This window comes from Actinoplanes sp. CA-131856, from assembly GCF_050956135.1.
GTDB lineage: Bacteria > Actinomycetota > Actinomycetes > Mycobacteriales > Micromonosporaceae > Actinoplanes.
This window is the reverse complement of sequence record NZ_CP191849.1, coordinates 8172310-8199068: the sequence shown is the minus strand read 5'-3', so window position 1 is coordinate 8199068 and position 26759 is coordinate 8172310. Positions and strand designations below refer to the sequence as shown.

General features: G+C 70.8%; 32 protein-coding genes. 20 read left to right on the top strand and 12 right to left on the bottom strand.

Annotation, left to right across the window (positions count from 1 at the left end; genetic code table 11):
• The first annotated feature begins 30 nt into the window (after positions 1-30).
• From ACQP2X_RS37555 to ACQP2X_RS37530, 6 genes are all read left to right on the top strand, one after another.
• Positions 31-855: a DUF1206 domain-containing protein gene (locus ACQP2X_RS37555; RefSeq protein WP_498690067.1), complete on the top strand. Its 825-nt coding sequence runs from the start codon at positions 31-33 to the stop codon at positions 853-855.
• Between the two features lie 94 nt (positions 856-949).
• On the top strand, positions 950-2116 hold the full coding sequence (locus tag ACQP2X_RS37550; protein ID WP_498690066.1) for a mechanosensitive ion channel family protein: 1167 nt from the start codon (positions 950-952) through the stop codon (positions 2114-2116).
• A gap of 80 nt (positions 2117-2196) precedes the next feature.
• Positions 2197-2634, top strand: coding sequence for a phage holin family protein (locus ACQP2X_RS37545; RefSeq protein ID WP_498690065.1), 438 nt, complete (start codon positions 2197-2199; stop codon positions 2632-2634).
• Positions 2631-2987, top strand: coding sequence for a DUF3618 domain-containing protein (locus ACQP2X_RS37540; RefSeq protein ID WP_498690064.1), 357 nt, complete (start codon positions 2631-2633; stop codon positions 2985-2987). The genes ACQP2X_RS37545 and ACQP2X_RS37540 overlap by 4 nt, the downstream gene beginning before the upstream one ends.
• On the top strand, positions 2984-3256 hold the full coding sequence (locus tag ACQP2X_RS37535; protein ID WP_498690063.1) for a DUF4235 domain-containing protein: 273 nt from the start codon (positions 2984-2986) through the stop codon (positions 3254-3256). Before ACQP2X_RS37540 ends, ACQP2X_RS37535 begins: the two co-directional genes overlap by 4 nt.
• A 282-nt stretch (positions 3257-3538) precedes the next feature.
• Positions 3539-3742 (top strand): cold-shock protein, encoded by a 204-nt coding sequence (locus ACQP2X_RS37530; protein ID WP_011905669.1) that lies wholly within the window; start codon positions 3539-3541, stop codon positions 3740-3742.
• Positions 3743-3871: 129 nt separating this feature from the next.
• On the opposite strand, the gene ACQP2X_RS37525 is transcribed toward ACQP2X_RS37530, so the two are convergent.
• Positions 3872-4108 (bottom strand): hypothetical protein, encoded by a 237-nt coding sequence (locus tag ACQP2X_RS37525; protein ID WP_498690061.1) that lies wholly within the window; start codon positions 4106-4108, stop codon positions 3872-3874.
• Positions 4102-5079 carry an aldo/keto reductase gene (locus ACQP2X_RS37520; protein WP_498690059.1) on the bottom strand — a complete coding sequence of 326 codons (978 nt, stop codon included), beginning with the start codon at positions 5077-5079 and terminating at the stop codon, positions 4102-4104. The genes ACQP2X_RS37525 and ACQP2X_RS37520 overlap by 7 nt, the downstream gene beginning before the upstream one ends.
• A 69-nt stretch (positions 5080-5148) precedes the next feature.
• On the opposite strand from ACQP2X_RS37520, the gene ACQP2X_RS37515 reads away from it, so the two are divergent.
• Positions 5149-5931 carry a trans-aconitate 2-methyltransferase gene (locus ACQP2X_RS37515; protein WP_498690057.1) on the top strand — a complete coding sequence of 261 codons (783 nt, stop codon included), beginning with the start codon at positions 5149-5151 and terminating at the stop codon, positions 5929-5931.
• Positions 5928-6950, top strand: a complete 1023-nt coding sequence (locus ACQP2X_RS37510; RefSeq protein ID WP_498690056.1) for an adenosine deaminase — start codon at positions 5928-5930, stop codon at positions 6948-6950. Before ACQP2X_RS37515 ends, ACQP2X_RS37510 begins: the two co-directional genes overlap by 4 nt.
• Here ACQP2X_RS37510 and ACQP2X_RS37505 read toward each other — a convergent pair.
• The 4 genes from ACQP2X_RS37505 to ACQP2X_RS37490 all read right to left on the bottom strand — a co-directional run bounded on the left by ACQP2X_RS37505 (position 6929) and on the right by ACQP2X_RS37490 (position 11717).
• Positions 6929-7087, bottom strand: coding sequence for a hypothetical protein (locus ACQP2X_RS37505; protein ID WP_179855454.1), 159 nt, complete (start codon positions 7085-7087; stop codon positions 6929-6931). The genes ACQP2X_RS37510 and ACQP2X_RS37505 overlap by 22 nt on opposite strands.
• Positions 7088-7101: 14 nt before the next feature.
• Positions 7102-9336 carry an RICIN domain-containing protein gene (locus ACQP2X_RS37500; protein ID WP_498690053.1) on the bottom strand — a complete coding sequence of 745 codons (2235 nt, stop codon included), beginning with the start codon at positions 9334-9336 and terminating at the stop codon, positions 7102-7104.
• A 297-nt stretch (positions 9337-9633) separates the two neighbouring features.
• Positions 9634-10923: a HAMP domain-containing sensor histidine kinase gene (locus ACQP2X_RS37495; protein WP_498690051.1), complete on the bottom strand. Its 1290-nt coding sequence runs from the start codon at positions 10921-10923 to the stop codon at positions 9634-9636.
• Between the two features lie 104 nt (positions 10924-11027).
• A complete protein-coding gene (locus ACQP2X_RS37490) occupies positions 11028-11717 on the bottom strand; it encodes a response regulator transcription factor (protein WP_360239552.1) in 690 nt (229 codons plus the stop codon).
• Between the two features lie 96 nt (positions 11718-11813).
• On the opposite strand from ACQP2X_RS37490, the gene ACQP2X_RS37485 reads away from it, so the two are divergent.
• Genes ACQP2X_RS37485 through ACQP2X_RS37475 form a run of 3 tightly spaced genes read left to right on the top strand, consistent with a single transcriptional unit; the run spans position 11814 to position 14514 of the window.
• Entirely contained in the window at positions 11814-12701 is an 888-nt protein-coding gene (locus tag ACQP2X_RS37485) for an ADP-ribosylglycohydrolase family protein (protein WP_498690050.1), read from the top strand.
• Between the two features lie 50 nt (positions 12702-12751).
• The gene (locus tag ACQP2X_RS37480; RefSeq protein WP_498690049.1) at positions 12752-13993 is read left to right on the top strand and encodes a diguanylate cyclase domain-containing protein; all 1242 of its coding nucleotides are present in this window, start codon (positions 12752-12754) and stop codon (positions 13991-13993) included.
• A 56-nt stretch (positions 13994-14049) separates the two neighbouring features.
• The gene (locus ACQP2X_RS37475) at positions 14050-14514 is read left to right on the top strand and encodes an HIT family protein (RefSeq protein WP_498701140.1); all 465 of its coding nucleotides are present in this window, start codon (positions 14050-14052) and stop codon (positions 14512-14514) included.
• Positions 14515-14540: 26 nt separating this feature from the next.
• Here ACQP2X_RS37475 and ACQP2X_RS37470 read toward each other — a convergent pair whose 3' ends face one another.
• Positions 14541-15098, bottom strand: coding sequence for a TetR family transcriptional regulator (locus ACQP2X_RS37470; protein ID WP_498690047.1), 558 nt, complete (start codon positions 15096-15098; stop codon positions 14541-14543).
• A gap of 55 nt (positions 15099-15153) precedes the next feature.
• Between ACQP2X_RS37470 and ACQP2X_RS37465 the strand changes: the two genes are divergently transcribed.
• Positions 15154-16305 (top strand): FAD-dependent monooxygenase, encoded by a 1152-nt coding sequence (locus ACQP2X_RS37465; RefSeq protein ID WP_498690045.1) that lies wholly within the window; start codon positions 15154-15156, stop codon positions 16303-16305.
• Here ACQP2X_RS37465 and ACQP2X_RS37460 read toward each other — a convergent pair.
• Complete coding sequence (locus tag ACQP2X_RS37460) at positions 16298-18454, bottom strand: elongation factor G-like protein EF-G2 (RefSeq protein ID WP_498690044.1); 2157 nt, start codon at positions 18452-18454, stop codon at positions 16298-16300. The two genes, ACQP2X_RS37465 and ACQP2X_RS37460, sit on opposite strands and share 8 nt — an antisense overlap.
• 207 nt (positions 18455-18661) lie before the next feature.
• On the opposite strand from ACQP2X_RS37460, the gene pgsA reads away from it, so the two are divergent.
• From pgsA to ACQP2X_RS37440, 4 genes are read left to right on the top strand one after another with little or no spacing between them, the layout of a single operon-like run.
• Positions 18662-19339: a phosphatidylinositol phosphate synthase gene (gene pgsA, locus ACQP2X_RS37455; RefSeq protein ID WP_498690042.1), complete on the top strand. Its 678-nt coding sequence runs from the start codon at positions 18662-18664 to the stop codon at positions 19337-19339.
• Positions 19336-20199: a phosphatidylinositol mannoside acyltransferase gene (locus ACQP2X_RS37450; RefSeq protein ID WP_498690039.1), complete on the top strand. Its 864-nt coding sequence runs from the start codon at positions 19336-19338 to the stop codon at positions 20197-20199. The genes pgsA and ACQP2X_RS37450 overlap by 4 nt, the downstream gene beginning before the upstream one ends.
• A gap of 10 nt (positions 20200-20209) precedes the next feature.
• Positions 20210-21352, top strand: coding sequence for a glycosyltransferase family 4 protein (locus ACQP2X_RS37445; RefSeq protein ID WP_498690038.1), 1143 nt, complete (start codon positions 20210-20212; stop codon positions 21350-21352).
• A gap of 57 nt (positions 21353-21409) precedes the next feature.
• On the top strand, positions 21410-21940 hold the full coding sequence (locus ACQP2X_RS37440; protein WP_498701138.1) for a hypothetical protein: 531 nt from the start codon (positions 21410-21412) through the stop codon (positions 21938-21940).
• On the opposite strand, the gene pdxS is transcribed toward ACQP2X_RS37440, so the two are convergent.
• The 4 genes from pdxS to ACQP2X_RS37420 form a co-directional block, all read right to left on the bottom strand.
• Complete coding sequence (gene pdxS / locus ACQP2X_RS37435; protein WP_360239519.1) at positions 21911-22807, bottom strand: pyridoxal 5'-phosphate synthase lyase subunit PdxS; 897 nt, start codon at positions 22805-22807, stop codon at positions 21911-21913. The genes ACQP2X_RS37440 and pdxS overlap by 30 nt on opposite strands.
• A 91-nt stretch (positions 22808-22898) precedes the next feature.
• Positions 22899-23171, bottom strand: coding sequence for a flagellar biosynthesis protein FliQ (fliQ, locus tag ACQP2X_RS37430; protein ID WP_498653883.1), 273 nt, complete (start codon positions 23169-23171; stop codon positions 22899-22901).
• 65 nt (positions 23172-23236) lie between these two features.
• Positions 23237-23641, bottom strand: coding sequence for a VOC family protein (locus ACQP2X_RS37425; RefSeq protein ID WP_498690036.1), 405 nt, complete (start codon positions 23639-23641; stop codon positions 23237-23239).
• Positions 23638-24057 carry a helix-turn-helix transcriptional regulator gene (locus ACQP2X_RS37420; RefSeq protein WP_498690035.1) on the bottom strand — a complete coding sequence of 140 codons (420 nt, stop codon included), beginning with the start codon at positions 24055-24057 and terminating at the stop codon, positions 23638-23640. Before ACQP2X_RS37420 ends, ACQP2X_RS37425 begins: the two co-directional genes overlap by 4 nt.
• Positions 24058-24079: 22 nt before the next feature.
• Between ACQP2X_RS37420 and pdxT the strand changes: the two genes are divergently transcribed.
• From pdxT to ACQP2X_RS37400, 4 genes are all read left to right on the top strand, one after another.
• Entirely contained in the window at positions 24080-24676 is a 597-nt protein-coding gene (pdxT, locus tag ACQP2X_RS37415; RefSeq protein WP_498690033.1) for a pyridoxal 5'-phosphate synthase glutaminase subunit PdxT, read from the top strand.
• Positions 24677-24693: 17 nt separating this feature from the next.
• Positions 24694-25446 (top strand): YebC/PmpR family DNA-binding transcriptional regulator, encoded by a 753-nt coding sequence (locus ACQP2X_RS37410; protein WP_498653879.1) that lies wholly within the window; start codon positions 24694-24696, stop codon positions 25444-25446.
• 74 nt (positions 25447-25520) lie between these two features.
• The gene (locus ACQP2X_RS37405) at positions 25521-26336 is read left to right on the top strand and encodes a Uma2 family endonuclease (RefSeq protein ID WP_498690031.1); all 816 of its coding nucleotides are present in this window, start codon (positions 25521-25523) and stop codon (positions 26334-26336) included.
• Entirely contained in the window at positions 26336-26740 is a 405-nt protein-coding gene (locus ACQP2X_RS37400) for a PIN domain-containing protein (RefSeq protein ID WP_498690029.1), read from the top strand. Before ACQP2X_RS37405 ends, ACQP2X_RS37400 begins: the two co-directional genes overlap by 1 nt.
• The last annotated feature ends 19 nt before the right edge of the window (positions 26741-26759 follow it).

The following is a 26759-nucleotide window of genomic DNA, read 5'->3' as shown; positions in this document are numbered from 1 at the left end:
CGATCTTGGCTCCTGGTGACATTTGGGGGCATGACAAGCACCGCCTCGAACGCCAAGTACGCAGCCTCTCGGGCCGCCGACAGTAAGCCGCTGGAGTATCTGGCCCGGGGCGGCTTCATCGGCTACGGCATCATCCACCTCATCTTCGCCTGGATCGCTCTCCAGGTGGCCTTCCAAGGCTCGTCCCAGGAGAGCGACCAGTCGGGCGCCCTCCAGACGCTGGCCGGCAACGGCCTCGGCAAGACGCTCCTGGTCGTCATCGCGATCGGCATGGCCGCGATGGCGATCTGGCAGGCGTTCGAGGCCGCCATCGGCGAGAGCGGCGAGCAGAACCGCACCGCGATGGCCGAGCGGGTCCTCTCCGGCGTCCGCGCCGTCCTGTACGGCTATCTGGCCTGGATGGCCGTGAAGATCCTCCAGGGCTCGAACGCCTCGATGGGCGACAACTACGAGAGCAAGTCGTCCGGTCTGATGGGCAGCACGGGCGGCCGCTGGCTGGTCGGCTTCATCGGCCTGGTGATCCTCGGTGTCGGCATCGGCATGGCGATCTACGGCCTGCGCCGCAAGTTCGTCAAGCACCTCAACACCCAGGAGATGACGCACGGCACCCGTCAGCCGATCATCCGGCTGGGCATGGCCGGCTATGCGGCCAAGGGCGTCGCCTACGCGATCGCCGGCATCCTGTTCGTCGCCGCCGCCGTCACCTTCGACCCGGACAAGGCCCGTGGCCTCGACGCCGCGCTCAAGACGCTGGCCGGTCACCCGTGGGGCGTGTGGCTGCTGGCCGTGATCGCCGTCGGCATCGCCGCTTTCGGCGTCTACTGCATCGCGCAGGCCAAGTACCGCAAAGTGTGAGCATTTCCCTCTTCCACTGCGAGACAGTTGCGGGGACCGGTGACCTGGGAACGACAGGTCACCGGTACCCGCTTTTCTGCGACAGGAGAGGAATGTGCCTGACGTACTGAGGGCCACGCTGATCGTTCTCGGATCGGCGGGCCTCGCCATAGTGGTGGTGGAGATCCTGCACCGGCTGGTCACCAGGGCCGGTCACCGGTCGGCCATCGCGGCCGACCTGGCCCGCACGGCCCACCACCCGTTCCTGGCCGCCGCCACCGTCTTCGCCGTCCAGCAGTCGATCCGGGCCGGCGCCGGCGAGTTCCCGGCGCGGGCCGGTGTGCTGCACACCCTGGTCATCCTGTTCATCGCCTCGTTCGCCTGGCTGGTGGCGGCGCTGCTGCTGGTGCTGGAGGACGCCGCGCTGAACCGCTGGCGCCTCGACGTGCCGGACAACCTGAGGCGCCGCCGCTTCAAGACCCAGGTGGTGATCCTGCGCCGGGTCACCGTGGCCGCCATCGTGATCATCGCGCTCGGCGTGGCGCTGATGACCTTCCCGAACATCCGGGCCCTGGGCGCCAGCGTGCTGGCCTCGGCCGGCATCGTCAGCGTGGTCGCGGCCCTGGCCGCGCAGAGCACGCTCGGCAACGTCTTCGCCGGCCTGCAACTGGCCTTCAGCGACGCCGTCCGGGTCGACGACGTGGTGGTCGTCGAGGGGGAGTGGGGCCGCATCGAGGAGCTCACTCTCACCTATGTGGCGGTCCAGATCTGGGACGACCGGCGGCTCATCCTGCCCACGTCCTATTTCACGACCAAGCCCTTCCAGAACTGGACGCGTACGGGCTCGGCGGTGCTCGGCACGGCGGAGGTGGACGTGGACTGGGCCACCGACATCGAGCCGCTGCGGGCGGAGCTGCGCACCACGTGCGAGGGGTCGGAGTTGTGGGACGGCCGGGTCTGCGTGCTCCAGGTGACCGACGCGGTCGGCGGCATGGTCCGGCTGCGCGCCCTGGTGAGCGCGAACGACGCCGGCGCCCTGTGGGACCTGCGCTGCCTGGTGCGCGAGCGGCTGGTCACCTTCATCTGGCGGCACCAGCGTGACTCGATGCCGCGGGTGCGGGCCGATCTGAGCCAGCCCGGCCCGGCCGGGCCCGGCCGGCCGGTGCCCAAGCCCGACCCGGACTCGCCGGACTCGCGGGTCTTCTCCGGTGGGGACGACGGCGACAGCCGCGGGATCGCCTTCGGAGGACCGGAGGAACCGGTGGCCGCGGCGCCCCGCTGATCAACTTCTGGCGGGTTTTGTGCAACAGGATTGACTCTCCGGTGATCAGGGCATACACCGAGACACGGAAGGAGGTCACCATGGCCGATGTTCTGAACGGCAGCCAGGCCAAGCCGCTCGCCGATCAGTCCACCGCCGAGTTGGTGCAGCGCGCGAGCGACCAGGTCAGCAGGCTGGTCCGGGACGAGATTGCGCTGGCCAAGGCGGAACTCGCGGAGAAGGGCAAGCACGCCGGCATCGGGATCGGCCTGTTCGCCGGGGGCGGCGTCTTCGCCCTGTACGGCGTCGGTGCCCTCATCGCGACTTTGATCATCGTATTCAACCTGTTCCTGGACCTCTGGCTCGCGGCCCTGATCGTCACGGCCGCCCTGTTCCTGGCGGCCGGCGTCATGGCGCTGATCGGCAAGAAGCAGGTCTCCAAGGCGGTGCCGCCGGAGCCGATCGCCGCGATCGAGAGCGTCAAGGCCGACGTCGACGAGGTCAAGCAGGCGGTCGCGAAGGAGCGGAACCGGCCATGAGCGTGGACGACAAGAGCCAGGCCCCGGCGCCCAAGCCGACGGTCGAGGAGCTGCGGGCCGAGATCAAGCAGACCCGGGCCGAGCTCGGCGAGACGGTGCAGGCCCTCGCGGCCAAGGCCGACGTCAAGGCCCGGGCCAAGGACCAGGTCGAGCAGACGAAGCAGCGGGTCCGCGCGCAGGCGCTGGAGGCGACCGGCCGGGTCCGGGCCAAAGTGCGCTCGGCGGCCGACCGTGTCCAGGAGACTGACGTCAGCGAGGTGCGCGCGGCCAGTCCCGTGCCCCTGCAGTTGGTCGTGGCCGGGGTGGTCGCGATCGTGGGTGTCATTCTGATCGTTCGAGGGAGGCGCCGGTGAGCGGCAAGGTTTCCAAGCTCGCCTACAAGCCGGTCGGGATTCTGCTGGGCATCGGGGCGGGCGCTGTCGCCGGCTTCGTCTTCAAGGAGGTCTGGAAGGTCGCCTCCGGAGACGACGACGCGCCGAACGCCACCGATGAGGACCGTGGATGGGGCGAGATTCTCGCGGCGGCCGCGTTGCAGGGTGCGATCTTCGCACTCGTGAAGGCGGCCGTCGATCGAGGCGGCGCCGCCGGTGTTCGGAAACTGACTGGTGAATGGCCTAACTGAAGACAGCTTTACGGTCGAAGGTCTCCCACATCGCGAGAGCGAAGTGGGGGACCTTTTCCGAATGAGCTGACCTTTTTCCGGTGGGTCAAGGGGGAGCTTTACGAGGCTCTTTTCAGGTACAGTGTGCCCAGTTTTTGCGTACGTGGTTCGCTGCTTCCGCCGGGATCGCCGATCTTGACGGATGGGACGTCCTCTGAAAGGCCGCCTCACGGCGCCGCTGCTCGAAAACGGTCATCGGCCCGGGGCATCACGGGGCCGGCATTTTCAGAAGGAGAGTTCAGCATGGCGCAAGGAACCGTGAAGTGGTTCAACGCAGACAAGGGCTTCGGCTTCATCACCGTTGACGGCGGGGGTGCTGACGTGTTCGTCCACTTCTCGGCCATCCAGACGAGCGGCTACCGCACGCTGGAGGAGAACCAGCGGGTCGAGTTCGAGATCGCCCAGGGCCAGAAGGGCCCGCAGGCGGAGCAGGTTCGCCCGCTCTGAGACCCTGCCGGTCCCGGGGCCGAAAAACCTGGGACGGCTGCCGATCGCCTGGCGGAGGTCGGCGTTCTATACCAATGAATCCCCCGCATCCGGTCTCGGATGCGGGGGATTCGCTCTTTCCCAGAGCTTTTAGAGGCGCTTGGAACGGGCTCGCGCGCGTTCGCCCAGAATGATCGAAATCAGTCCCGCGACAGCGATGACGGGGCCGACGAACGACCAGATGGCGACGCCGCTCATCTGGCTGTCGGTGATGATGTCCAGGCCCTGCAGTGTCCACAGAGCACCGACGACCAGCGCCAACACCCCTAAAGACATGAGAAGCCAGCCTTTGAGCTTTTTCGGAGGCGTTGCCGCTTCGTTCACCATCTGTCGTGCACCTGCGGGCGGATCAGCTCGTCATAGACGGCGGTGACCGCCTCATGCGTCTCCGCGGACAGCGGGGCGAGGCCGGCGGCGGCCGCATTGGCGTGCGCCTGCGACTGGTTGCGGGCCCCCGGAATGACGACCGTGACGGCCGGCTGGTCGATGATCCAGCGCAAGGCGAACTGCGCCATGGTGGCGCCCTCGGGCACCAGCGGGCGCAGCCGCGACACCGCCTCGAGTCCGGTCGCGAAGTCCACGCCGGAGAAGGTCTCGCCGACGTCGAACGACTCGCCGTGCCGGTTGTAGTTGCGGTGGTCGTTGGCGGCGAAGGTGGTGTGCGCGTCGTACTTGCCCGAGAGCAGGCCGCTGGCCAGCGGCACCCGGGCGATGATGCCCACGCCGGCCTCGGCCGCGGCCGGCAGCACCCGCTCGAGCGGCTTGAGCCGGAACGCGTTGAGGATGATCTGCACGCTGGCCGTGCCCGGCCGCGCGATGGCGGCCAGCGCCTCGTCGACCTTCTCGACGCTCACGCCGTACGCCTTGATCCGCTTTTCCTCGACCAGCGTGTCGAGGGCGTCGTAGACGGCGTCGGTCGAGAAGACCGGCGTCGGCGGGCAGTGCAGCTGCACCAGGTCGAGGGTGTCGACCCCAAGGTTGGCCCGGGACCGGTCGGTCCAGGCCCGGAAGTTGTCGAGCGTGTAGTTGCCGGGCTCCTGTGCGACCCGGCGTCCCATCTTGGTCGCGACCGTGAGCTGCGGCTTGTCCTTGATGAACGAGCCGATGATCTGCTCGCTGCGGCCGTCGCCGTAGACGTCGGCCGTATCGATGAAGGTGACGCCGGAGTCCACCGCGGCCTGCAGGGTCGCGTGCGCGTCGGACTCGCTCACCTCGCCCCAGTCGGCCCCCAGCTGCCAGGCGCCCAGGCCGATGACCCCGACCGTCCGTCCCATCCTGCGAAAACTTCGATTCTCCACAGGTTCGAACCCTACCGTTCTCCTGATAGTTTGCTTGCAAAACGTACGTACGGTTTGGGAGGAACGATCATGTGGGATCCGGCCGTCTACTCGCGGTACGGCAATGAGCGCTCGCGCCCCTTCTTCGACCTGGTCACCCGCGTCGCCGCGGCGAATCCGCGCGCGGTCGTCGACCTCGGCTGCGGCCCCGGCGAGCTGACGCTGTCGCTGGCCGCGAGATGGCCGGCGGCCCGCCTGACCGGCATCGACTCCTCGCCCGAGATGATCGATAAGGCGCGGGGACAGGCGAGCGGCGGCCTGACGTCGTTCGAGATCGGCGATGTCCGCGACTACCACCCCGCGGCCGACGTCGACGTGCTGATCACCAACGCGACGCTGCAGTGGGTGCCGGGCCATCAGGATCTGCTGGCCCGGTGGGCCGGGGAGCTGCCGCCCGGCGCCTGGCTGGCCATGCAGGTGCCGGGCAACTTCGGGGCGCCCTCCCATCGGCTGCTGCGCGAGGTCGGCCGCCGCTACGGCCTGGGCGACGTGCTGCGGGAGGCGCCCGTCGACGATCCGGTCGACTACGCGACCCTGCTGACCGGCGCCGGCGCCGCCGTCGACGCCTGGGAGACCACATACGTACATCTGCTTTCCGCCCGGGAAAAGGAGCATCCGGTGCTGCGCTGGATGGAGGGCACGGCATTGCGTCCCGTCAAGGCCGCGCTGGACGAGAATGCTTGGCAGTCGTTCCGGGCCGACCTGGCCCGGGAGTTGGCCGGCGCCTATCCGGCGGCCGGCGGCTACGTCGCGTTCCCGTTCCGCCGGATCTTCCTGGTGGCGCGGACAGCCGTACAGAAAGGCACAGAATGACCGAGCTGACCTCGTTCATCGCCGGCCTGCCCAAGGCCGAGCTGCACGTCCACCACGTCGGCTCGGCGTCGCCGCGGATCGTCGCCGAGCTGGCCGCGCGCCACGAGGGCAGCACCCCGGTGCCGGCCGACCCGGCCGCGCTGGCCGACTACTTCGCCTTCCGCGACTTCGCCCACTTCATCGAGGTCTACCTCAGCGTCGTCGACCTCGTCCGCGACGACGAGGACGTGCGGACGCTGACCTACGAGGTGGCCCGCGAGCTCGCCCGCCAGCAGGTCCGGCACGCCGAGTTGACCATCACGCCGTACTCCAGCGTCCGGCGCGGCATCGCCGCCCCGGCCTTCTGCGCGGCGATCGAGGACGCCCGGCGCGCGGCCGCGAAGGAGTTCGGCGTCGAGCTGCGCTGGTGCTTCGACATCCCCGGCGAGGCCGGCCTGGCCGCGGCCGAGGAGACGCTGCGGGTGGCGCTCGAGGAGCAGCCCGACGGCCTGATCAGTTTCGGGCTGGGCGGCCCGGAGATCGGCGTGCCCCGTCCGCAGTTCAAGCCGTTCTTCGACAAGGCCCGCGCGGCCGGACTGCACAGCGTGCCGCACGCCGGCGAGACCACCGGGCCCGAGACGATCTGGGACGCACTGCGCGAGCTCGGCGCCGAGCGCATCGGGCACGGCATCTCGGCCGCCCAGGACCCGGCGCTGATGGCGCACCTGGCCGAGAACGGCATCCCGCTGGAGATCTCGCCGACCTCCAACCTGCGGACCCGGGCCGTGCCGTCACTCGACGAGCACCCCCTCACCACGCTGGTCGCGGCGGGCGTGCCGGTGAGCATCAACTCCGACGACCCGCCGATGTTCGGCACCACGCTGGAGGAGGAGTACGCCGTCGCCGCCCGGCTGCTCGGCCTCGACGCGCGGGGCGTGGCCGGTCTGGCCCGGGCCGGGGCCGAGCAGAGCTTCCTCGCGCCGGAGCGCAAGAAGGCCCTGCTCGCCGAGATCGACGACTACACGGAGCGCAACGCGTAGAGGGGCTCCTGCCACACGGCCAGCACGACCACGATCCCGATGGTGAGGATCGCGATCACGCGGATCAGGCGGCGCTTGTTGAACCTGGCCGGGCCCTCCTCGGGCTCTGCCAGGGGCTTGCTCAACGTGCTGGGCATGGCTACCTCCCGGTTCAGTCGGGTACCGCCGTCCAACTCTGGTGACGCTGGCCGTTGCCTTTCTGGAGCACGAGCACGCGGTGGGCGCCGAAACGCTGGCCGCCCACCCCGGCGACCAGGTCGCCGACGGTGGTGCGCAGGGTGAATCCGTACGGCGAGGCCTGAAGGGTCCACTCGGCGCCGCCCGCGGCGCAGTCGACCTGCACGAGCGGGGCGCCGGCGACCACGTCGCCGCCGAGCGGGCCGGCGCACTTGCCGGTGGCCCGCGAGACAAGCGAGTAGCTGCCGCCGTCGGCCGGCACCAGCTGCCACTGCTGCTGGGCGTCGTCGTCGGTGCCGCTCAGGGTGATCGGGGTGTCCAGGGCGGCCCGCGCCGCGTAGAGGTCGGCGGCGCCGCCGGTGAGCGCGTTGGTCAGGGTGAACCACGAGCTCTGGGCCGGGCGGGCGGCCGGCGCCGTCTCGGCGGTGGCCCGGGCCGCGTATCCACCCGTGGACTTGACCGTGACCTGATATTTCGCGGCCGGCTTGAGGCCGATCAGGCGGGCCCGGGTCGCCTTGGTGGTGGCGATCGGCTGGTTGTCCACCCACACCTCGTACGTCGCCGTCTCGGAGGCGGCGCTCCACGTCAGCCGCACCGAGCCGCTCGTCGCGTCGCGGACCTCGACCACGGCCTGGACCGCGCCGCCCTCCTGGACGCCGTTGCGGGCCGGCACCTTGGTCGTCGGCAGCGGGGTGGCCGGCGGCGCGGTCGTCGCGGCGACCGGCAGGGCCGCGGTCTCGATGTCCGGTTCGCCGGTGGTCTCGTCGGCCGGCACGGCCGGGCTCTCGCTGGGGGTGACCGAGGGGGACGGCGGGGCGTCGCCGCCGCCGTCGGCCGTGCCCGGGTCGGCGCTGGGCGTCTCGCTGGGAACCGGGGCCGAGGTCACGCTGGGCGCGGGCGAGGAGGGCGCCGTGGTCGCGGTGGCCTCCGGGGCGGGCGTCTCGGCCGGCTCCGGCGCGCCGGGCACGTCCGGGATGTCGTCGCCGCCGTCGCCGCGCAGCAGGAACTCGCTCTGCGCGACGTTCCAGTTCTTGGCCAGGTAGCTGCCCGGCTTGGGGTCGGTGCTGAAGTAGTCGTCGTGGCCGCAGTCGAGGCGCGTCTCGTGCTTTTTCGGGCAGACCTCGCGCACCTGCTTGCCCGAGCGGTCGGGGCCGCAGAGCAGGTCGTAGTCGTCGAGGCAGCTGCCCAGGCCGCTGGCGTTGGGCGAGCCGGCCTGCATGGCGCCGAGCGAGCGGGTCAGCTCCTGCGCGGCCATGGCCGAGCTCCAGCAGCCGGCGTCGACCCGGCCGTACGACGGGCCGCCGTTGTTGCGGTTGCTCAGGCCCGGGCGCCGGTCGGCGACGTACGTGGCGATGCCGCAGTAGACGTTGGCGTCGGCGAACAGCAGATATTTGCGGTCGGTGCGGTTGTAGCCGAGGGTGCGCAGCGCGGCGATGCTGCCCGCGAACGACTCGAGCCCGCCCGCCGGCAGCTGCACCTCGGTGACGTCGACCCGGCACTGCGGGGTGGTCACGAAGCGGACGTGCCGCGAACCGCCGGTCTCGCCCGCGCTCTCGTCGAAGATCTGGTCGACGCCGGCCGACCACGTGCGGATCGAGCCCAGGAAGTCGGTGTAGCGGCTGGGCGTGCCGAACTCGTGCAGATAGATGACCTGGACACGCTTTCCGCTGCGGCCGTCGCCCTCACAGGCCACGTCGTGCGCGCCCATGATGAAGTCGGCGTCGCCGGGCGCGGCGTCGGGAACCAGGGCCGGAGCGTCGGCCGTGAGCGCGCTGCCGCCCTCGTCGCGGGCGATCTCGGCGTCGGCCGGCACGAAGGTGGCCGACTCGCGCCGGGGCGGCACCGGCTCGGGCGCCTTGGCGGTGATCGGGCTGACGTCCTTGCGCACCTTGAGGCCGACCGGCGCCGAGTCGGGGCCGTGCGTGCAGGTCTGGTCGTCGACCTGGTAGGAGCCGGCGCAGACGGTCCCGGCCCGGGCCGGGCGCAGCCCGTCGTAGACCAGGCCCTGGTCGGGCACGTCGCGCGGCATCGAGGTGAGCGCCAGGTCGCGGGTCGGCTCGGTGCCGGCCACGTTGTCCACCACGCTGGGGCCGACCACGCCGCCGACACCCATCAGCGCCAGGCCGAGGGCGATGGGCAGCAGCCGGTGGCTCCGCGAGCGGGCCGCTCGGCGGTGACCCTTGGGGACCGGCCGGCGGTGGGTGGACAACTCGACTCCTTGCCTGACTGGTGCGCGGTGGGAGGTGGCGATGGGGCGACCACCTCTCACCGCGCGCGGGCCTCCGCGGCTCGTCTCGTGGGGACGGAGCGCGCCGGGAGACCGGATGGGATCGGAGGGAAGGTTGCCAGCCCGGGAGCGCCGAGGGAACCCCTTTAATACAGATCTAAGCAACGATTCGGTCCCGTTCAATGAGCATTATTCGCGACGGTGGAGATCACGCGGTCAACTCGCAGCTCAGCGGGGCTCGAGGTCGGTCGCGAATAATGCTCACCCGTCAGCTTCACCTCAACGAGCGGGCTTGCCGCCGCGCTCGCGGGCGAGGCGCCCGACCAGGCCGAAACGGTTCACCTGCTTGGGTGTGGCCTCGGCGTCGGCGAGCAGCATGACGACGCTGGCGCCGCCCATCGCGGCCCGGTCGAGGTCGACCGAGCCGCCGGCGGCCTGGGCCGCGCGGCGGGCGATGTCGAGGCCGAGGCCGGTCGAACCCTGATTGCTCTGCCCGCGTCGCATCGCTGTCTCCGGATCGGGGATTCCGGGGCCGGCGTCGTCGACCCGCACCGCCACCCAGCCGTCCCGCCGGGAGATGCCTACTTCGAACGCCGTGCCCTGAGGGGTGTAGCGGAACACATTACCCAGAATCGCGTCGAGGGCGGCGGCCAGCTCGGTCCGGGCCACCGGCACCGGGATGCGCATCTGCGCACCCACGACCCGGTAGGTGCGGTTCTGGTCGTCCGCGAGGGCCGACCAGAACGTCATCCGTTCGCGTACCACCTCGCTGACGTCGCAGACGCCGGACTCGGGCGCGGAGGCGACCTGGGCCGCGACCGCCTGCCGGGTCGTGTTGATCAGCTGGTTGACCTCGCCCTCGAGGGTGACGATGGCCTGCCGGATGCGGCGGATGCCGCGCCGGCGGTCGACCTCGTCGGCGGTCAGGTCGATGATCTGGGTGTCGTCGGGGTCGAGGGCCTCGGCGTCCAGGCGCAGCGCGGTCAGCGGCGTGCGCAGCCGGTGCGACAGATCGGCCACCATCTCCCGTTCGTTGGTGCGCGAGCTGACCAGGCGATCGGCCATCCGGTTGAAGGCGTAGCCGGCCTCGGCCAGCTCCCGCGGGCCCGACGGCGTGATCCGCACGCCGAGGTCGCCGCCGCCGACGGCCAGGGCCGCGTGCACCAGGTTGCGGGCCGAGCTGACGGCGCCCCGGGCCAGCCGGTCGACCACGATCACCGCGCCCACGACCAGGACCAGCGCGATCCCCAGGAGCAGCCACCAGTCCCGCGCGGTGCCCTCACTGAGCTCGGCGTCGGGGACGAAGACCTCGACCACAGCCGTACGGCTACCGACCGTCACCGGTTGCAGCCGGGCCACACCGCCGTCGACGTCCACGGTGATCGTGCCGCCGCCGCCGGCGGCGCGCTGCACGTCCTCGGCGGGCGCCCGGCCGCCCGCGGTCTGTCCGGGAGCGTGGACCGTGGTCTGCCCACCGGCCGCGGCGATGGTGGCCGTCACGCCCTTGGCGGGCGCGCCGGAGGCGATGGCGCCGGCCACGGTGGCGCTGCGTTGTTCGGCGGCGGCCATGGCCTGGTCACGGTGGTCGTTGCGGAGCTCCCAGCCGAGCGGGACGAGGAAGACCAGCGCGGCGACGGCGGTGGTGGCGGCCGTCGTGTAGGCCAGCCGTGCCCTCAGTCCGGCGCCACCAACCGGAATCCGACCCCCCGCACGGTGCGCAGGTAGCGAGGTTTCGCCGCGGACTCGCCCAGTTTCCGGCGTAGCCAGTACAGGTGCACGTCGATCGTCTGGTCCTCGCCGACCGATGGCTGTCGCCATACCTCCTCCAACAGCTCACGGCGTGAGACCACCCGGCCCGGACGGGCGGCGAGGTACGCCAGCAGGTCGAACTCCTTGCGGGTCAGCGCCAGCGGCTGATCGGCCAGGGTGGCGCTGCGCTCGCCGACATCCACCCGCAGCTCGCCCACCTCGTGCACGGCCGGCTGGGCCGTGCGGCTGGCCCGGCCGACGCGCCGCAGCACGGTGGCGATGCGGGCGTCGAGGTGGGCGCCGGTGAACGGCTTGACCATGTAGTCGTCGGCACCGGCGCGCAGCAGCCGCACGACGGTCTGCTCGTCGTCGCGCGCGGTGGCGATGATGATCGGGATGTCGGTGATGCCGCGCAGCATGCGCAGCGCGTCGGAGCCGTCCAGATCGGGCAGCCCGAGGTCGAGCACGACCAGGTCGGGCGTCTCGGCCGCGACCCGGCGCAGCGCGTCGAGCGCCGTGCCGACGGCGTGCACGGCGTGCCCCCGATCGGCGAGCGATCGGAGCATGGCGCCGCGCACGACGTGATCGTCCTCGACGAGCAACACCGTGGCCATGCGAAGAAGGTACTGCCGTTGGCAAGCTGGTCCTAACCGGTCATCCAGGGACACCGGTCGATTACTGAACGTGACAGATTAGTATCCGTAACGCCGATGTCATTCACTCTTTTTCCCGGTACGCGGCTGGCGCTGGCCCTGGAGAGCCTCGCCGGCCTGAGCGTGGGCGACGCGCTCGGTGCCCAGCATTTCGTGGCCAAAGTCGATTTGTCCGATCCGCCGCCGGCGCCCTGGGAGTGGACCGACGACACCGAGGAAGCCTGCTGCCTGGTCGCGGTGCTCACCGAAGGTGACTTCGACCGTGACGCCTTCGCCGAGCTCCTCGGCCGCCACCACGATCCGTACCGCGGCTATGGCCCCGGCGCCGTGGTGATGCTGCGCGAGATCCGCGAGGGGCTGCCCTGGCCGATCGCCGCGGCCGCCGCCTTCGACGGTCAGGGCTCGGCCGGCAACGGCGCCGCCATGCGGGCCGCGCCGCTCGGAGCGTGGCACGCCGACTCGCTGACCCACGCGGCCGTGCAGGGGGCCCGGGCGGCCGAGGTGACACACGCGCACGCCGAGGGCATCGCGGGCGGGGTAGCGGTCACCGTCGCGGCGGCCGTGGCGGCGGCGGGGCGGCTCGACGGGCAGCGGCCGGCGCTGCTGCGGGCGGTCGCCGCGCACACACCCGAGGGGCTCGTGCGGGACGGGCTGGTGGCCGCGGCCCGGATCAAGGATCCGGGCGAGGCGGCGTACGAGCTGGGCAACGGCACCCGGGCCATGGCCCGCGACACCGTGCCGTTCGCGGTGTGGGTGGCCGACCGGTTCCTCGGCGACTATCCGGCGGCGATCGGCGCCTGCGTGGCCGCGGGCGGCGACGTCGACACGACCTGCGCCATCGCCGGGGGCATCGTGGCGGCGTACACCGGCCTCGACGGCATCCCGCCGAGCTGGCTCTCGGCCCGCGAGCCGCTGCCCACCTGGCTGGCCGCCGCCACCGAGTAGCTCCTTTTCCGAGACTCATGTGACCGGATGGCCCGCCGATCTGCACCGCCGTGACCAAGAGCGAGAACGTACTGGCCGGTTCGGGCCTGATCGTCGCGGCGGCGTGGTGGCTCATCGAGCCGACCGCCCGCGGCGGCGTCGAGGCGGCCGTCATCCTGGTGATGCTGGTGCTGCTCTCGCGCCTGCTGGCCAACCGGAACGAGGGCCTGCGCGCGCTGCGCCGGGCGGTCGCCCGCGAGCACGTGCTCAGCCAGCTCGGCACCGCGCTGATCACCAGCACCGACACGGCCGAGGTGTACCACCTCGCCGTCACGGCCGCCGGCGACCTGCTCGCCGAGTGCCCGGGCGCCCGCGCCTCGATGGTCGAGGTCTCGGCCGACGGCTTCGCGATCGCCGACTCGGCCGGCTCGGACACCGGCGCCGTGCTCGGCCGCCAGGTGCCGGTGGCCAGCGCCCCGCCCGAGATCCTGGCCCGGCTCATGGCCGGCGAGGTGGTCGTGGTGGCCGACCTGGCCGCCGCCGGCTACGCCCACGTCGACGAGGCCACCGCACGCCCGTACACCCTGCTGCCCTTGAACAACGGCGACCGGTTCCTCGGCGTACTCAGTGTCAGCGCCTCCGGCGAGCTGCCGTCCGAGGTGTTCCAGGCCCTGCAGGCGCTGCGCACCCAGGTGTCGCTGGCGCTGGCCAGCGTGGCCCTGAAAGCCGAACTGACCGACCGCGCCCTGCACGACCCGCTCACCGGGCTGGCCAACCGCGCGCTGCTGCGCGAGCGGCTCGGCGTGGCGATGGCCCGCTCCCGCCGCAGCGGCCGCCCGGTCGGCGCGCTGCTGCTCGACCTCAACGGCTTCAAGCAGGTGAACGACGTGCACGGGCACTCCGCCGGCGACGACCTGCTCCGGGCGGTGGCCGACCGGCTGCGCGGCTGCGTGCGCGCCGAGGACCTGGTCGGCCGCCTCGGCGGCGACGAATTCGTGATCGTCGCCGAGGACCTGCGCTCGGCCCGCGACGCCATGGTGATCGCGGACCGGGTGGTGGCCGCGCTGAACGAGACGGTCCCGGTCGGCCGCCGGCAGCTGAGCACCCCGGCCAGCGTGGGCATCGCGCTGTCGCACTCGGGCGTCGACGACCCGGACGAGCTGCTGCGCATGGCCGACACGGCGATGTACAAGGCGAAGCGGCGCGGCGGCGGATCGTACGAGCTGCACGGCGCCACGTCGCACGAGCCCTCGCCGGTCGTGCTCCCGGCCGTCGGGACCTTGGACCGGCGGCGGCCTAAGCTGCCGGTGTGACGGACGACGCTGCGTACGCCGAGACGGGTGAGCCGGACGGCCTGGAGCGGCTGTGGATGCCGCACCGGCTGGCCTACGTCACCGGCGAGGACCGCCCGGAAGGCTGCCCGTTCTGCCTGGCCCCCGGCCTGCCCGAGGGGGACAGTCTGGTGGTGGCGAGGGGCGGGACGGTGTACGCGATCCTGAACCTGTACCCGTACAACCCGGGCCACCTGATGATCGTTCCGTTCCGGCACGTCGCGGACTACACCGACCTGACCGAGGAGGAGACGGCGGAGCTGGCGGCCATGACCCGGACGGGCATGCGGGTGCTGCGATCGGTGAGCAGCCCGCACGGCTTCAACATCGGGATGAACCAGGGGTCGATCGCGGGGGCGGGAATCGCCGCCCACCTGCACCAGCACATCGTGCCGAGGTGGGGCGGAGACGCGAACTTCATGCCGGTGATTGGCCGCACAAAGGTTCTGCCGCAGCTGCTCGGCGAGACCCGCCAGCTCCTCATGAAGGCCTGGCCGTCCTAGTTCCGCCACACGGTGGGCGCTGCTCTTCAGGCGCCGGGGTGGCTCAGCTGCTGGACGCCGGCGACGATCTGGTCGGGGGTCGGAGCGCTTGCCGGGTCGGTCAGCCACTGCGTGACGATGCCGGACAGCAATGCCATCTGGACCGAGCCGACGCCGCGCGCCGTGGCGTCGTCGATCTGATCCTCGGGTAGGCCCAGGGCTATCGCGGCCATGCCCCTCCGGCCTGCGTCGAGGCCGGCCGCGAGCTGGTCCCGCAGCGCCCCGTTGTGCTCGGCCTGGATCATCACCTCGACGCTGGCCAACCACAACTGCCGGTCGGTGCCGACCGACTCGATGATCCGTCGCCAGAAGCCGGCCGGTGTGCCGTCGCCCTCGGACAGCGCCTTCCCTAGCACCTCGCCCCACTCCTGCATGGCCGCCAGCATGGCCGCCGTCATCAACGCCTCGGTCGACCCGTAGTGATAGCCGATCGATCCCAGGTTGGTGCCCGAGAGCGCCACGATGTCCCGCGCTGTCGTGCGGGCGTACCCCTTCTCGTACAGCGCTCGCTTCGCCCCGACCAGCAGGTCTTCCCGGTGCCCCATGGCTGGTGATCCTAACTTCTATACAAACGTATAAGACGTTTGTATAGTACGACCCATGACGATCCTCATCTCGGGCGCCGGCATCGCCGGCCCGGCATTGGCGCACTGGTTGACCCGGCAGGGACGGCGGGTCGAGATCGTGGAGAGGGCGCCGGAGTCGCGTTCCGGCGGCTACAAGGTCGACGTGCGCGGGGCGGCCAGCACCGTGCTCGGGCGGATGGGGCTGCTCGAAGCGGCCAAGGGCGCCGACACCGGGATGCGCCAGATCACGTACGTCAGCAAGCGGGGTAAGACGATCGCGGCCCTGCCGGCCGACCTGATCATGGGGCGGCGGGGGGACGACGTCGAGATCATGCGCGGCGACCTGGTGCGGATCCTGCACGACGCGACCGCGCGTGAGGCCGGCTACCGCTTCGGTGACGCGATCAGCGCGATCGCGGACGGGCCGGACGGCGTCGATGTCACCTTCGCCAGTGGGCGCACCGGGCGCTACGAGCTGGTCGTGGGCGCCGACGGCCTGCACTCGGCGACCCGGCGGCAGGTGTTCGGTGAGGTGCCGCTGACCCATCTCGGCGGATACATCGGAATCTTCACCACCGAGAACACGCTCGGCATCGATCGCGAGGAGGTCATGTACTCCGAGCCGGGCCGCCTGATCTTCGCGTACGCGATGGGTGGTCCGGCGCGGGTCGGAATGATCTTCGCCGGTGGCGAGAAGGACAAGACTCAAGGGAAGGCGATGACGGCCGAAGCCTTCCGGGGCGGCGGCTGGCGGACCGGCGAGCTCCTGACCGCGATGGAGAAGGCTGACGACTTCTACTTCGACTCACTGAGCCAGGTCGACGCCCCGCGCTGGTCGAAAGGCCGGGTCGTGCTGCTCGGCGACGCCGCGCACTGCCCGGCGCCCTCCTCGGGCCAGGGCACGAGCCTGGCCCTGGTCGGGGCGTACGTCCTGGCCGAGGCCCTGGCCGGCGCCGGCGATCACCGGGCCGCCTTCGAGACGTACGAGAGCCGCATGCGCCCGTACGTCGGCAAGAACATGGCCTTCGGCCGCCGGATGATCAAAGACATGGTCCCCGGCGGCCGCCTGAACATCGCTTTCCGTAACTACGGCATGCGCACCCTCAAGTACCACCCGCGCAAGGAGCAGGTGATCGAGAGGGTGCTGGCGCCCCTGCGCGAGGCGGCCGGGGCCATCGCTATTTAGAGCCGTGGTCCTTCCGTACGCCTTCGGCCAGGTGCGACGGCATCGGCTCGTGCCGGACGTACGTGCGGGTGAAGGTGCCCGAGCCGGACGACAGCGCCCGCAGCTCGACCGCGTAGCGGACCAGCTCGGTGGCCGGCACCTCGGCCCGGACCAGGCTGTGGTCGCCGTCGTTGTCGGTGCCGAGCGGGCGGCCACGGCGGCCGGAGAGGTCGCTCATCACCGAACCCACATACGTGTCCGGCACCCGGACGACGATCTCGTCGATCGGCTCCAGCAGAGTCACCTGGCCCACGCCGGCCGCCTCGCGCAGGGCCAGCGCGCCGGCCGTCTGGAACGCGGCGTCCGACGAGTCGACGCTGTGCGCCTTGCCGTCGTGCAGCGTGACCCGCAGGTCGACCACCGGATAGCCGGCCACCAGCCCGCGCTCGAGCTGGGCCCGCACGCCCTTCTCGACCGAGGGGATGTAGTTGTGCGGCACCGCGCCGCCGACCACCTTGTCGACGAACTCGAAGCCGGAGCCGCGCGGCAGCGGCTCGACCGTGATGTCGCACACCGCGTACTGACCATGGCCGCCGGACTGCTTCACGTGGCGGCCGTGTCCCTTGGCCTGGCAGCCGAACGTCTCCCGCAGCGGCACCTTCACCGGCTCGGTGTCGAGCTCGACCCCGCCCGAGCGCAGCCGGTCGAGCACGACGTCGGCGTGTGACTCGCCCATCGTCCACAGCACCAGCTGGTGGGTGTCGGCGTTGCGCTCCAGGCGCATGGTCGGATCGCCCGCGACCAGCCGGGCCAGGTTCTTGGCCAGGGCGTCCTCGTCGGAACGGGACTTGGCCACGACCGCGATCGGCAGCAGCGGCTCGGGCATCGACCACGGCTCCATGAGCAGCGGCTGCTCCTTGCCGCTGAGCGTGTCACCGGTCTCGGCGCTGCCCGACTTGGTGATCGCGCAGATGTCGCCGGCGATCGCGTACGGCACCTCGCGCAGCTGGGCGCCGAGCGGCGAGTAGACGTGGGCGACCCGCTCGTCGGCGTCGTGGTCGGGGTGGCCGCGCTCGGCCAGGCCGTGCCCGGAGACGTGCAGCACCTGCTCGGGGCGCAGCGTGCCGGAGAAGACCCGGACCAGCGAGACCCGGCCCACGTGCCGGTCGATGGTGGTCTTGACGACCTCGGCCACCAGCGGGCCGTCGGGGTCGCAGGTGATCGGCGGCCGCGGCGAGCCGTCCACGCCGGTGACCACCGGCAGCTCGTGCTCCAGCGGCGACGGCGCGCCGGTGACCAGGCCGTCGAGCAGCGCGTCGAGGCCGACGCCGGTGCCCGCGCAGACCGGGATGACCGGGTAGAAGTTGCCCCGGGCCACGGCCTTCTCCAGATCGGGCACCAGGGTGGCGGTGCTGATCAGCTCGCCGCCGAGGTAGCGGTCCATGAGGGTCTCGTCCTCGCTCTCGGCGATGATGCCCTCGATGAGCGCGTTCCGGTCGTCCGAGATCGGGTTGAGGTGCTCCCGATCGGCCTCGCGCTCGCGCGGCGGATAGCCCTCGGAGTAGTCGAGCACGCGCAGCGTGACCAGCCCGATCAGGCCCTCGATGGACTGGCCGTCGTCGCCGAGCATGGGCTGGTAGATCGGCATCACGTTCTCGCCGAACTTGTCCTGGCAGTCCTCGAGTGTCTGGTCGTAGTCGGCCCGCGGATGGTCGAGCCGGGTGATGGCGACGGCGCGGGGCATGCCGACCGCGGCGCACTCCTCCCACAGGGCGGCGGTGGCCTCGTCGACGCCGTCGACGGCCGAGACGACGAAGAGCGCGGCGTCCGCGGCCCGCAGGCCGGCGCGCAGCTCCCCGACGAAGTCGGCGTAGCCGGGCGTGTCCAGGAGGTTGATCTTGGTGTCGTGGTAGCTCAGCGGCGCGCAGGACAGCGACACCGAGCGCTGCTGGCGGATCGCGGCCGGATCGTGGTCGGACACCGTGGTGCCCTCGGTCACCGAGCCCGCCCGCGAGATCGTGCCGGTGGCCGCCAGCAGGGCCTCGACCAGGGTCGTCTTCCCTGAGCCGGAGTGTCCCACCAGCACCACGTTGCGTACTCTGCCGGGCTCGGTCACCACCGGCGCCGCGGCGCCGTTGAGCCCCTTCTCCGAGGAGGTCTTCTGCGCCATCGCGGCCCACTCCCGTCGTTTCGAGACTGTTGGTAAATCCCACACCCGCTGGTATGGGGCTGGCAACCCTTTGTAGTTGGCAAACGAGGAAAGACGCCTTTAGTCCGCTTAAGGGCGGTGGCGGGGTGGTTGGACGGGAGAACGATACGGCCACGGTGCCTTGCCGGAGCGCCAGGACCCGGGGGACGCCGATAAGGTGGTCAGGCCATGGCAAAGATCGTCCAAGTACCTGCGCGCGCCGTAGTCGCCTACGGCGTCAACCCCACCGCACGCTTCCTGCTGCGCATCGGGGTCACGCCCAACGCCGTCACCATCGCCGGCACCGTCGGTGTGCTGATCGGTTCCTACTTCGGCGCGATGGGTCACCTGTTCTGGGCGACCTGGATCGTCACCGCCTGCGCGCTGACCGACGTGCTCGACGGCACGATGGCCCGCATGCGCGGCGGTGGCGGCAAGTTCGGCGCCCTGCTCGACTCGTCGATGGACCGCATCGCCGACGCGGCGGTCTTCGGCGCCGTCGCGTTCTATCTGGCCGGCGAGGGCAACCCGTACGGCGGCATGGTCGCGGCCCTGATCAGCCTGGCCGCCGGGCAGGTCGTCTCGTACGTGAAGGCGCGTGCGCAGAGCCTCGGCCTGAACGCGGACGTCGGCATCGCCGAGCGCCTCGAGCGGCTGGTCATCGTCGGCGTCGGCGGCCTGCTCGGCAGCGCCGGCCTCGAGTGGGGCCTGCCGGCCGCGCTCTGGGTGCTGGCCGCCCTGTCGATCGTCACGGTCGTCCAGCGGCTGGTCTCGGCCAGCCGTTCCGATCTGCCGGCCGGCGCGCGCACCGAGCCGACCGTGGCCGACTCGCCGGTCGCGGTCCCGCCGAAGGATCCGCCTGCGTGAAGGACGGTCTGATCGAGTTCGGCTACGTGGCCGGGTGGCGGCTGGTGCGCGCCCTGCCGCTGCCGGTCGCGCGCCGTTTGTTCCGGGCCGCGGCCGACCAGGCGTACAAGAGAAATGGTCCTGGAACTCAGCGCCTGCGCCGAAATCTTCGGCAGGTCGCGCCGGACAGCCCCGACGAGCTGGTGCGCGACGGCCTGCGGTCGTACGCGAGGTACTGGATGGAGGCCTTCCGGCTGCCGTCGCAGACCAAGCAGCAGTTCCTCGACGGCTTCCACATCTCGCCCGAGCATTTCGACTGGCTCAAGACGGCCATGGCCGACGGCAAGGGCGTGGTCCTGGCGCTGCCACACGTGGGCAACTGGGACGCGGCCGCGGCCTGGGTCGTCTCCAACGGCTGGCCGATGGTCACGGTGGCCGAGCGCCTCAAGCCCGAGGGCGTCTTCCGGCAGTTCGTGGAATATCGCGAGAAGCTCGGCATGGAGGTCCTTCCGCTGACCGGCGGCCGGCGCCCGCCGCTCGACGTGCTGGCGGAGCGCCTCCAGCAGGGCTTCGCGGTCTGCCTGCTCGGCGACCGCGATCTCTCCCGGAGCGGTGTCGAGGTCGACTTCTTCGGCGGCCGTACGAAGATGCCCGCCGGCCCGGCCATCCTGGCCATCCGCACGGGCGCGCCCCTCTACGGCGTCGACTTGTCATTTACGGACACCCAGACGGTCGCCGTGTTGCGGCGGATCATTCCGCCCACCGACGGGCCTCTGGACGTACGAGTGAAGCAAACCACCCAAGCGCTGGCCGACGCCTACGCCGAGGGCATCGCCGAGCATCCGCAGGACTGGCACATGCTGCAGAAACTGTGGCTGTAGGGGGAGTGCCATGCGGATCGGGATCGTCTCGCCCTACTCGTTCGACGTGCCCGGCGGCGTGCAGAACCACATCATGGACCTCTCCGAGGCCCTGATCGGTCTCGGGCACGAGGTGTCGGTGCTGGCGCCGGCCGACGAGGACGCGGACCTCCCGCCCTACGTGGTGCCGGCCGGCCGGGCGCTGCCGTTGCCGTACAACGGCTCGGTCGCCCGGATCGCCTTCGGCCCGGTCTCCACGGCCCGGGTGCGGCGCTGGCTGAACAAGGGCCAGTTCGACGTGCTCCACGTGCACGAGCCGATGACGCTCAGCCTGTCGCTGCTGGCCGTGCTCTCGGCCCGCGGGCCGGTGGTGGCCACCTTCCATACGGCGATGACCCGCTCGCGCGCCCTGTCGGCCGCGCAGGGCCTGCTCCAGCTGGTCGTCGAGAAGATCACGGCCCGGATCGCGGTGAGCGAGCTCGCCCGCAAGGTGCAGGTGGAGCACCTGGGCGGGGGAGCGGTGGAGATCCCGAACGGGGTCGCGGTGGCCAAGTTCGCCGGGGCCGAGCCGATGGACGGCTGGCCCGGCGACGGTGGCGCGCTCGGCTTCCTCGGCCGGTTCACCGAGCCCCGCAAGGGCTTCGACCTGCTCCGTGAGGCGTTCGTGCCGCTGGCCCGCCGCCGTGCCGGCCTGCGCCTGCTGGTGGCCGGTCCGGGCGACCGCGACGACCTGTACGCCGAGATCCCGGCCGACCTGCACGACCGGGTGACCGTGCTGGGGCTGGTCTCGGAGGCCGACAAGGCGCGCATGCTGCGCAGCGTCGACGTCTACGTGGCCCCGAACACCGGCGGCGAGAGCTTCGGCATGATCCTGACCGAGGCCATGGCGGCCGGCACCGCCATCGCGGCCAGCGACCTGGACGCCTTCCGCCGGGTGCTCGACGGCGGCCGGGCCGGCGCGCTCTTCCCGACCGGCGACTCGTCGGCCCTGTGCGTCCTGCTCGACGCGCTGCTGGACGACCCGCGGCGCCGGGCCGATCTGTCGGCGGCGGCGGCCGTGGCCGTGGGCGCTTTCGACTGGCCGAGCGTGGCCCAGCGGGTGCTGGAGGTGTACGCGACGGCCATCGAGGCCACCGATGGCCGCGTGATGGACGACGAGGCCTTTACTTCCTGAGTCTCCGCTGTGACGGGCCGGACATGCCCTAACATGCGCGAGCGCCGGGGCACTACCATTCCGGCCATGTGGTGGGTCCTGGCAGTCGTGGCGGTGGTGGCGCTGCTGACGGCATATCTGGGCTGGACCGCCCACCGCGTCGAGCGCGTGCACGTCCGCGCCCAGTCGGCCGAGAGGGCCCTCGACGCCCACCTGATGCGCCGCGCGGCCGCGGCCGCCGTGGTGGCCGAGCACGGCGATCACGTGGAGCTCTACGCCGCGGCCCGGCTCGCTCTCGACGCCGCCCCCGGCGACCGCGAGACCGCCGAGAACGACCTGACCCGCCAGCTGAACGCGGTCGCCCTCGACGACACCGACCCGGCCGGCCGCACGCTGGCCGCGTCGAGCCGGCGCGTGGTCCTGGCCCGCCAGGTGCACACCGACACGGTCCGCGACGCGCTCACCGCGCGCCGCCGGCCGCTGGTCCGTGCCCTGCGGATGGCCCGGCGTTACCCGCGCCCGCAGTATTTCGACATCGAGGACCCGGCGCTGCCGGCCCCGTTCGTCCCCGCGCCCACGTCACCAGCCCCGCTCGGCCAGGCGGTGTGAGACCGGCACGTCGTCGACGTTGATGCCGACCATGGCCTCGCCCAGGCCCCGGGAGACCTTGGCCAGCACGTCCGGGTCGTCGTGGAACGTGGTCGCCTTGACGATGGCGGCGGCCCGCTGAGCCGGGTTGCCCGACTTGAAGATGCCGGAGCCCACGAAGACGCCCTCGGCGCCCAGCTGCATCATCATGGCGGCGTCGGCCGGCGTGGCGATGCCGCCCGCGGTGAACAGGACGACCGGGAGCTTGCCCAGCTCGGCGACCTCTTTGACCAGGTCGTACGGCGCCTGGAGCTCCTTGGCGGCCACGAACAGCTCGTCCTCGGGCAGGGTCTGCAGGCGGCGGATCTCCTGGCGGATCTTGCGCATGTGGGTGGTGGCGTTCGAGACGTCGCCGGTGCCGGCCTCGCCCTTCGACCGGATCATGGCCGCGCCCTCGGTGATGCGGCGCAGGGCCTCGCCCAGGTTGGTGGCGCCGCAGACGAACGGGGCCGTGAAGTTCCACTTGTCGATGTGGTTGGCGTAGTCGGCCGGGGTCAGCACCTCGGACTCGTCGATGTAGTCGACGCCGAGCGACTGCAGGATCTGGGCCTCGACGAAGTGGCCGATGCGGGCCTTGGCCATCACCGGGATGGAGACCGCGTTGATGATGCCGTCGACCATGTCGGGGTCGGACATGCGGGAGACGCCGCCCTGGGCCCGGATGTCGGCCGGCACCCGCTCGAGGGCCATCACCGCCACCGCGCCGGCGTCCTCGGCGATCTTCGCCTGCTCCGGCGTGACGACGTCCATGATCACGCCGCCCTTGAGCATCTCGGCCATGCCGCGCTTGACGCGGGCGGTCCCGACGGCGGGCTTGTTGTCGGACATGGGAATCGGCTCCTCACGCGGGAATGTCGGTGCCGAGAAGCGTAGGCAGCGGCGAGGGCGGGGACGATGGCCAATCGACCCCCAGGTGGCCTTAAGAGCCGAGCAACTGCGGGATCCGGGCGAAGAGCCCCTCGGTGTACGTGATCATCTCGTGCAGCATCCAGTTGCCCGAGAACAGCAGGGCGGCACCGACGGCGGCCGCCTTCGGGACGAAGGAGAGCGTCGCCTCCTGGATCTGGGTCACCGACTGGAACAGCGAGATGGCGAAGCCGACGACCAGGGCGGTGATCAGGGTCGGCGCGCACATCTTGGCCGCGATCGTCATCGCCTGCAGGCCCAGCTCCACGATCATCGTGTCGGTCATACCCTGCTGTTCGGGCGGATCGGGTGCGCGTCGAGTGCGAGACGGTTGCTAAACGGTTAGAACCCTCATGTGCGCGGCTCGACGAGCACGAGCCAGTTGCCGGTGTTGTCCCGCATGACGGCCTCGACTCCGTACGGCCGCTCCGAAGGCTCTTGCACGAAAACCACGCCTGCGGCGCTCAATTGGTCGTACGTCTTGCGGCAGTCGTCCACCCGCAGGCCGAGGCCGCCCATCTGTCCCGACTCGAGATGACCGCGGACGAAAGCGGCGGCCTCGGGGGAAAGTGGCGGTCCCGGCACCATGAGCGTGACCTCGAGCTCGGGCTGGGACGGGTGGGCGATCGTCACCCAGCGGAACTCGCCCATGGCGGTGTCGACGCGCGGCTCGAAGCCGAGATGCTCGACGTAGAAGTCCCGGGTGGCGCTCTGATCGAGGCAGTAGACCGTGGTCAGCGAGATGTTCAGAATCATGGGCCGACGCTATGCCCGTCCTCGCCGGGCGCGCTTCTCCCCGATTGCGGTATGACGCCGCGCATGAACAGATAGCAGCCTGGAATGTGCTGATCGGCGGTGGCCCAGCGGCGCTGATAGGCGGCCGGGCTCTCGCCGACCAGCTCGGTGAAGCGGGACGAGAAGGAGCCCAGGGACGAGAACCCGACCGCCATGCAGACCTCGGTCACCGTCAGGTTGGCGTGGCGGAGCAGGTCCTGGGCGTGGGCTATGCGGCGGCGGGACAGGTAGTGGATGGGCGTCAGGCCGTACGTGGCTCGAAAAGCTCGTACCAAATGAAAGCGCGACATTCCCGCCAAGCTCGACAAATCGCTCAGCCTGATCTGCTCGGTGGAATGCCGGTCGAGGTGGTCGCGCACCCGGCGCAGGGCGAACACGCCACGAGCCTAAGCTTGCCCGGTGAACATCGGAGTGCTGGCCCTGCAGGGCGACGTGCGCGAACACCTGGCCGCGCTGGCCGAGAGCGACGTCCTGGCCCGTCCGGTCCGGCGGCCCGAGGAGCTGGCCGACGTCGAGGCGCTGGTCATCCCCGGCGGCGAGTCGACAGCGATCAGCAACCTGGCCGTGTCGTTCGGCCTGCTCGACCCGGTCCGCAAGCGGATCGCCGACGGCATGCCCGTCTACGGCTCCTGCGCCGGCATGATCATGCTGGCCGCCACCGTGCTCGACGGGCGCCCCGACCAGGAGTCCTTCCAGGGCATCGACATGACCGTGCGGCGCAACGCGTTCGGCCGGCAGGTCGACTCGTTCGAGGCCGCGGTGACGATCGACGACATCGCCGGCGACGATTTTCACGCCGTTTTCATCCGCGCGCCATGGGTCGAGGAGGTGGGTGACGACGTGCGGGTGTTGGGCCGCGTGAGTGACGGACCCGCCGCCGGTAGGATTGTCGCCGTTCGGCAGGGCAACCTGCTCGCCACGGCTTTCCACCCGGAGCTCACCGGCGATCTTCGCGTACACCGGTACTTCGTCGAGATGGTCCGCCAGGCCGCCTGACACCACGGAGGTTTTGCATGTCCGGCCACTCCAAGTGGGCGACGACCAAGCACAAGAAGGCCGTCATCGACGCCAAGCGCGGCAAGATGTTCGCCAAGCTCATCAAGAACATCGAGGTCGCGGCCCGCACCGGTGGCGGTGACCCGGCGGGCAACCCGACGCTCTACGACGCCATTCAGAAGGCGAAGAAGAGCTCGGTGCCCAACAACAACATCGACAACGCGGTCAAGCGCGGCTCCGGCCTCGAGGCCGGCGGCGCCGACTGGCAGACGATCATGTACGAGGGCTACGGCCCCAACGGCGTGGCCCTGCTCATCGAGTGCCTGACCGACAACCGCAACCGCGCGGCCACCGAGGTGCGCACGGCCCTGACCCGCAACGGCGGCACGTTCGCCGACGCCGGCAGCGTGTCGTACCTGTTCAACCGCAAGGGCGTCGTGATCGTCCCCAAGGCGGGCCTGAGCGAGGACGACCTCATGCTGGCCGTCCTCGACGCGGGCGCCGAGGAGATCAACGACCTCGGCGAGTCCTTCGAGGTCGTCAGCGAGCCCACCGACATGGTCGCCGTCCGCACGGCGGTCGTCGACGCCGGCATCGAGTACGACTCGGCCGAGTCCTCGCTGGTGCCGACCATGACGGTGCCGGTCGACGAGGAGGCCGCCCGCAAGGTCTTCAAGCTGATCGACGCCCTCGAGGACTGCGACGACGTCCAGAACATCTTCGCCAACTTCGACGTCAGCGACGAGGTCATGGCCGCCATCGACGCCTAGTCCCGCGCCTAGTAATCTGGCGGGGCCGGTCGCATCAGCGACCGGCCCCGCTTCTGTGTCTGCAGGAGGCGCCGATGATCGACGACGGCGATCGGCTGGGCCCGGACTCCCCGTACGAGATGCATGACGGGAAGGTTGTCGCGCTTCGGCTGACCAGCTTCCGGGAGAAAGCGCTCACGGCTCGGCTCCAGCTGATGCTGCATGCCACCGGCCTCGAGGTGTTTCATCGGCCCGGCATTCACAGTGATCGGGCGGAGGACTGGCGTCTGCCTGATCTCGGTGTCGTGACGCGCCTGCCGCCCGACCCGGCCAGCTGCACATCTTTGCCCGGCGACGCCTTCAGTCTCGTGGTCGAGGTCGTCGCCGAGGGCGAGGAGCCCGCCGAGCGGATGAGCTGGTACGCGGAGCGCGGCATCCCGGTGTGCTGGATCGTCGTGATGCCCCGAGGTGATGACAGTCAGGTCATTGTGGAGTTCCATCGGCGAGTGCTTCGCGGTGGGCGTCCTCAGTACGAGCTACGGGACCGTCGGCGACTGGCGGAAATCGAGAATGATCTTTCAAGTTGGCACATCGGACCCGTGACTAGTGGTCGCATGACCAGTATCTTGATGGGCGTCGGCGGGATGACCGAAGGAGAAGACTCGATGACAGAACTCGCGATCAGGCCGCCCGTCGAGGAGGCGGACGACGGAGTGTTCCTCGACGAGGAGCTGCTCGAGGAAGCCCGGCGGCAGATTCAGGCCTCATCGCCGACCGCGGCGATGAACGAGGCTCTCCGGCGGCTGGTGGAAACCGAGCGAGGAAAGCGCCGCGCCGCCGGCGAGAAGCTGCGGCAGATGGTGGAGAACGGCGAGATCACCTTCCGCGAGCTGGGAGAGGCCGACGAATGATGTACCTGATCGACAGCAGCGCTCTCGTTCGTTCACTCCGGCAGCAGGTCGACCCGCGCTGGGGGGAGGTCCTTGACCGGGGCCTGATCTCCGTGTGCGAACCGGCGCTGGTCGAGTCTCTGCGCATCGTCGAGACGAAGAAGTACGGCGAGATGGAGGAATTCATCGTCAGCAGGTATCTGCCGGTCGTCATCCCTGCGAACGTCTGGGACGACGTCTCCCTCATCCGGAGGGAGCTGGCTCGGCGAAGCGCTCACTGGGGCCTGGCGCTCGCCGATCTTCTCATCGCGGCGACTGCCATCCGGCTCAAGTTGACCGTGCTCCATGAGGATCGTGACTTCGAGACGATCGGCAAGGTCGTTCCGGAGTTGCGGCAGCGGTCGATCAAGACGGCGCCTCACTAAAGGGCAATGGCCGTGGTCG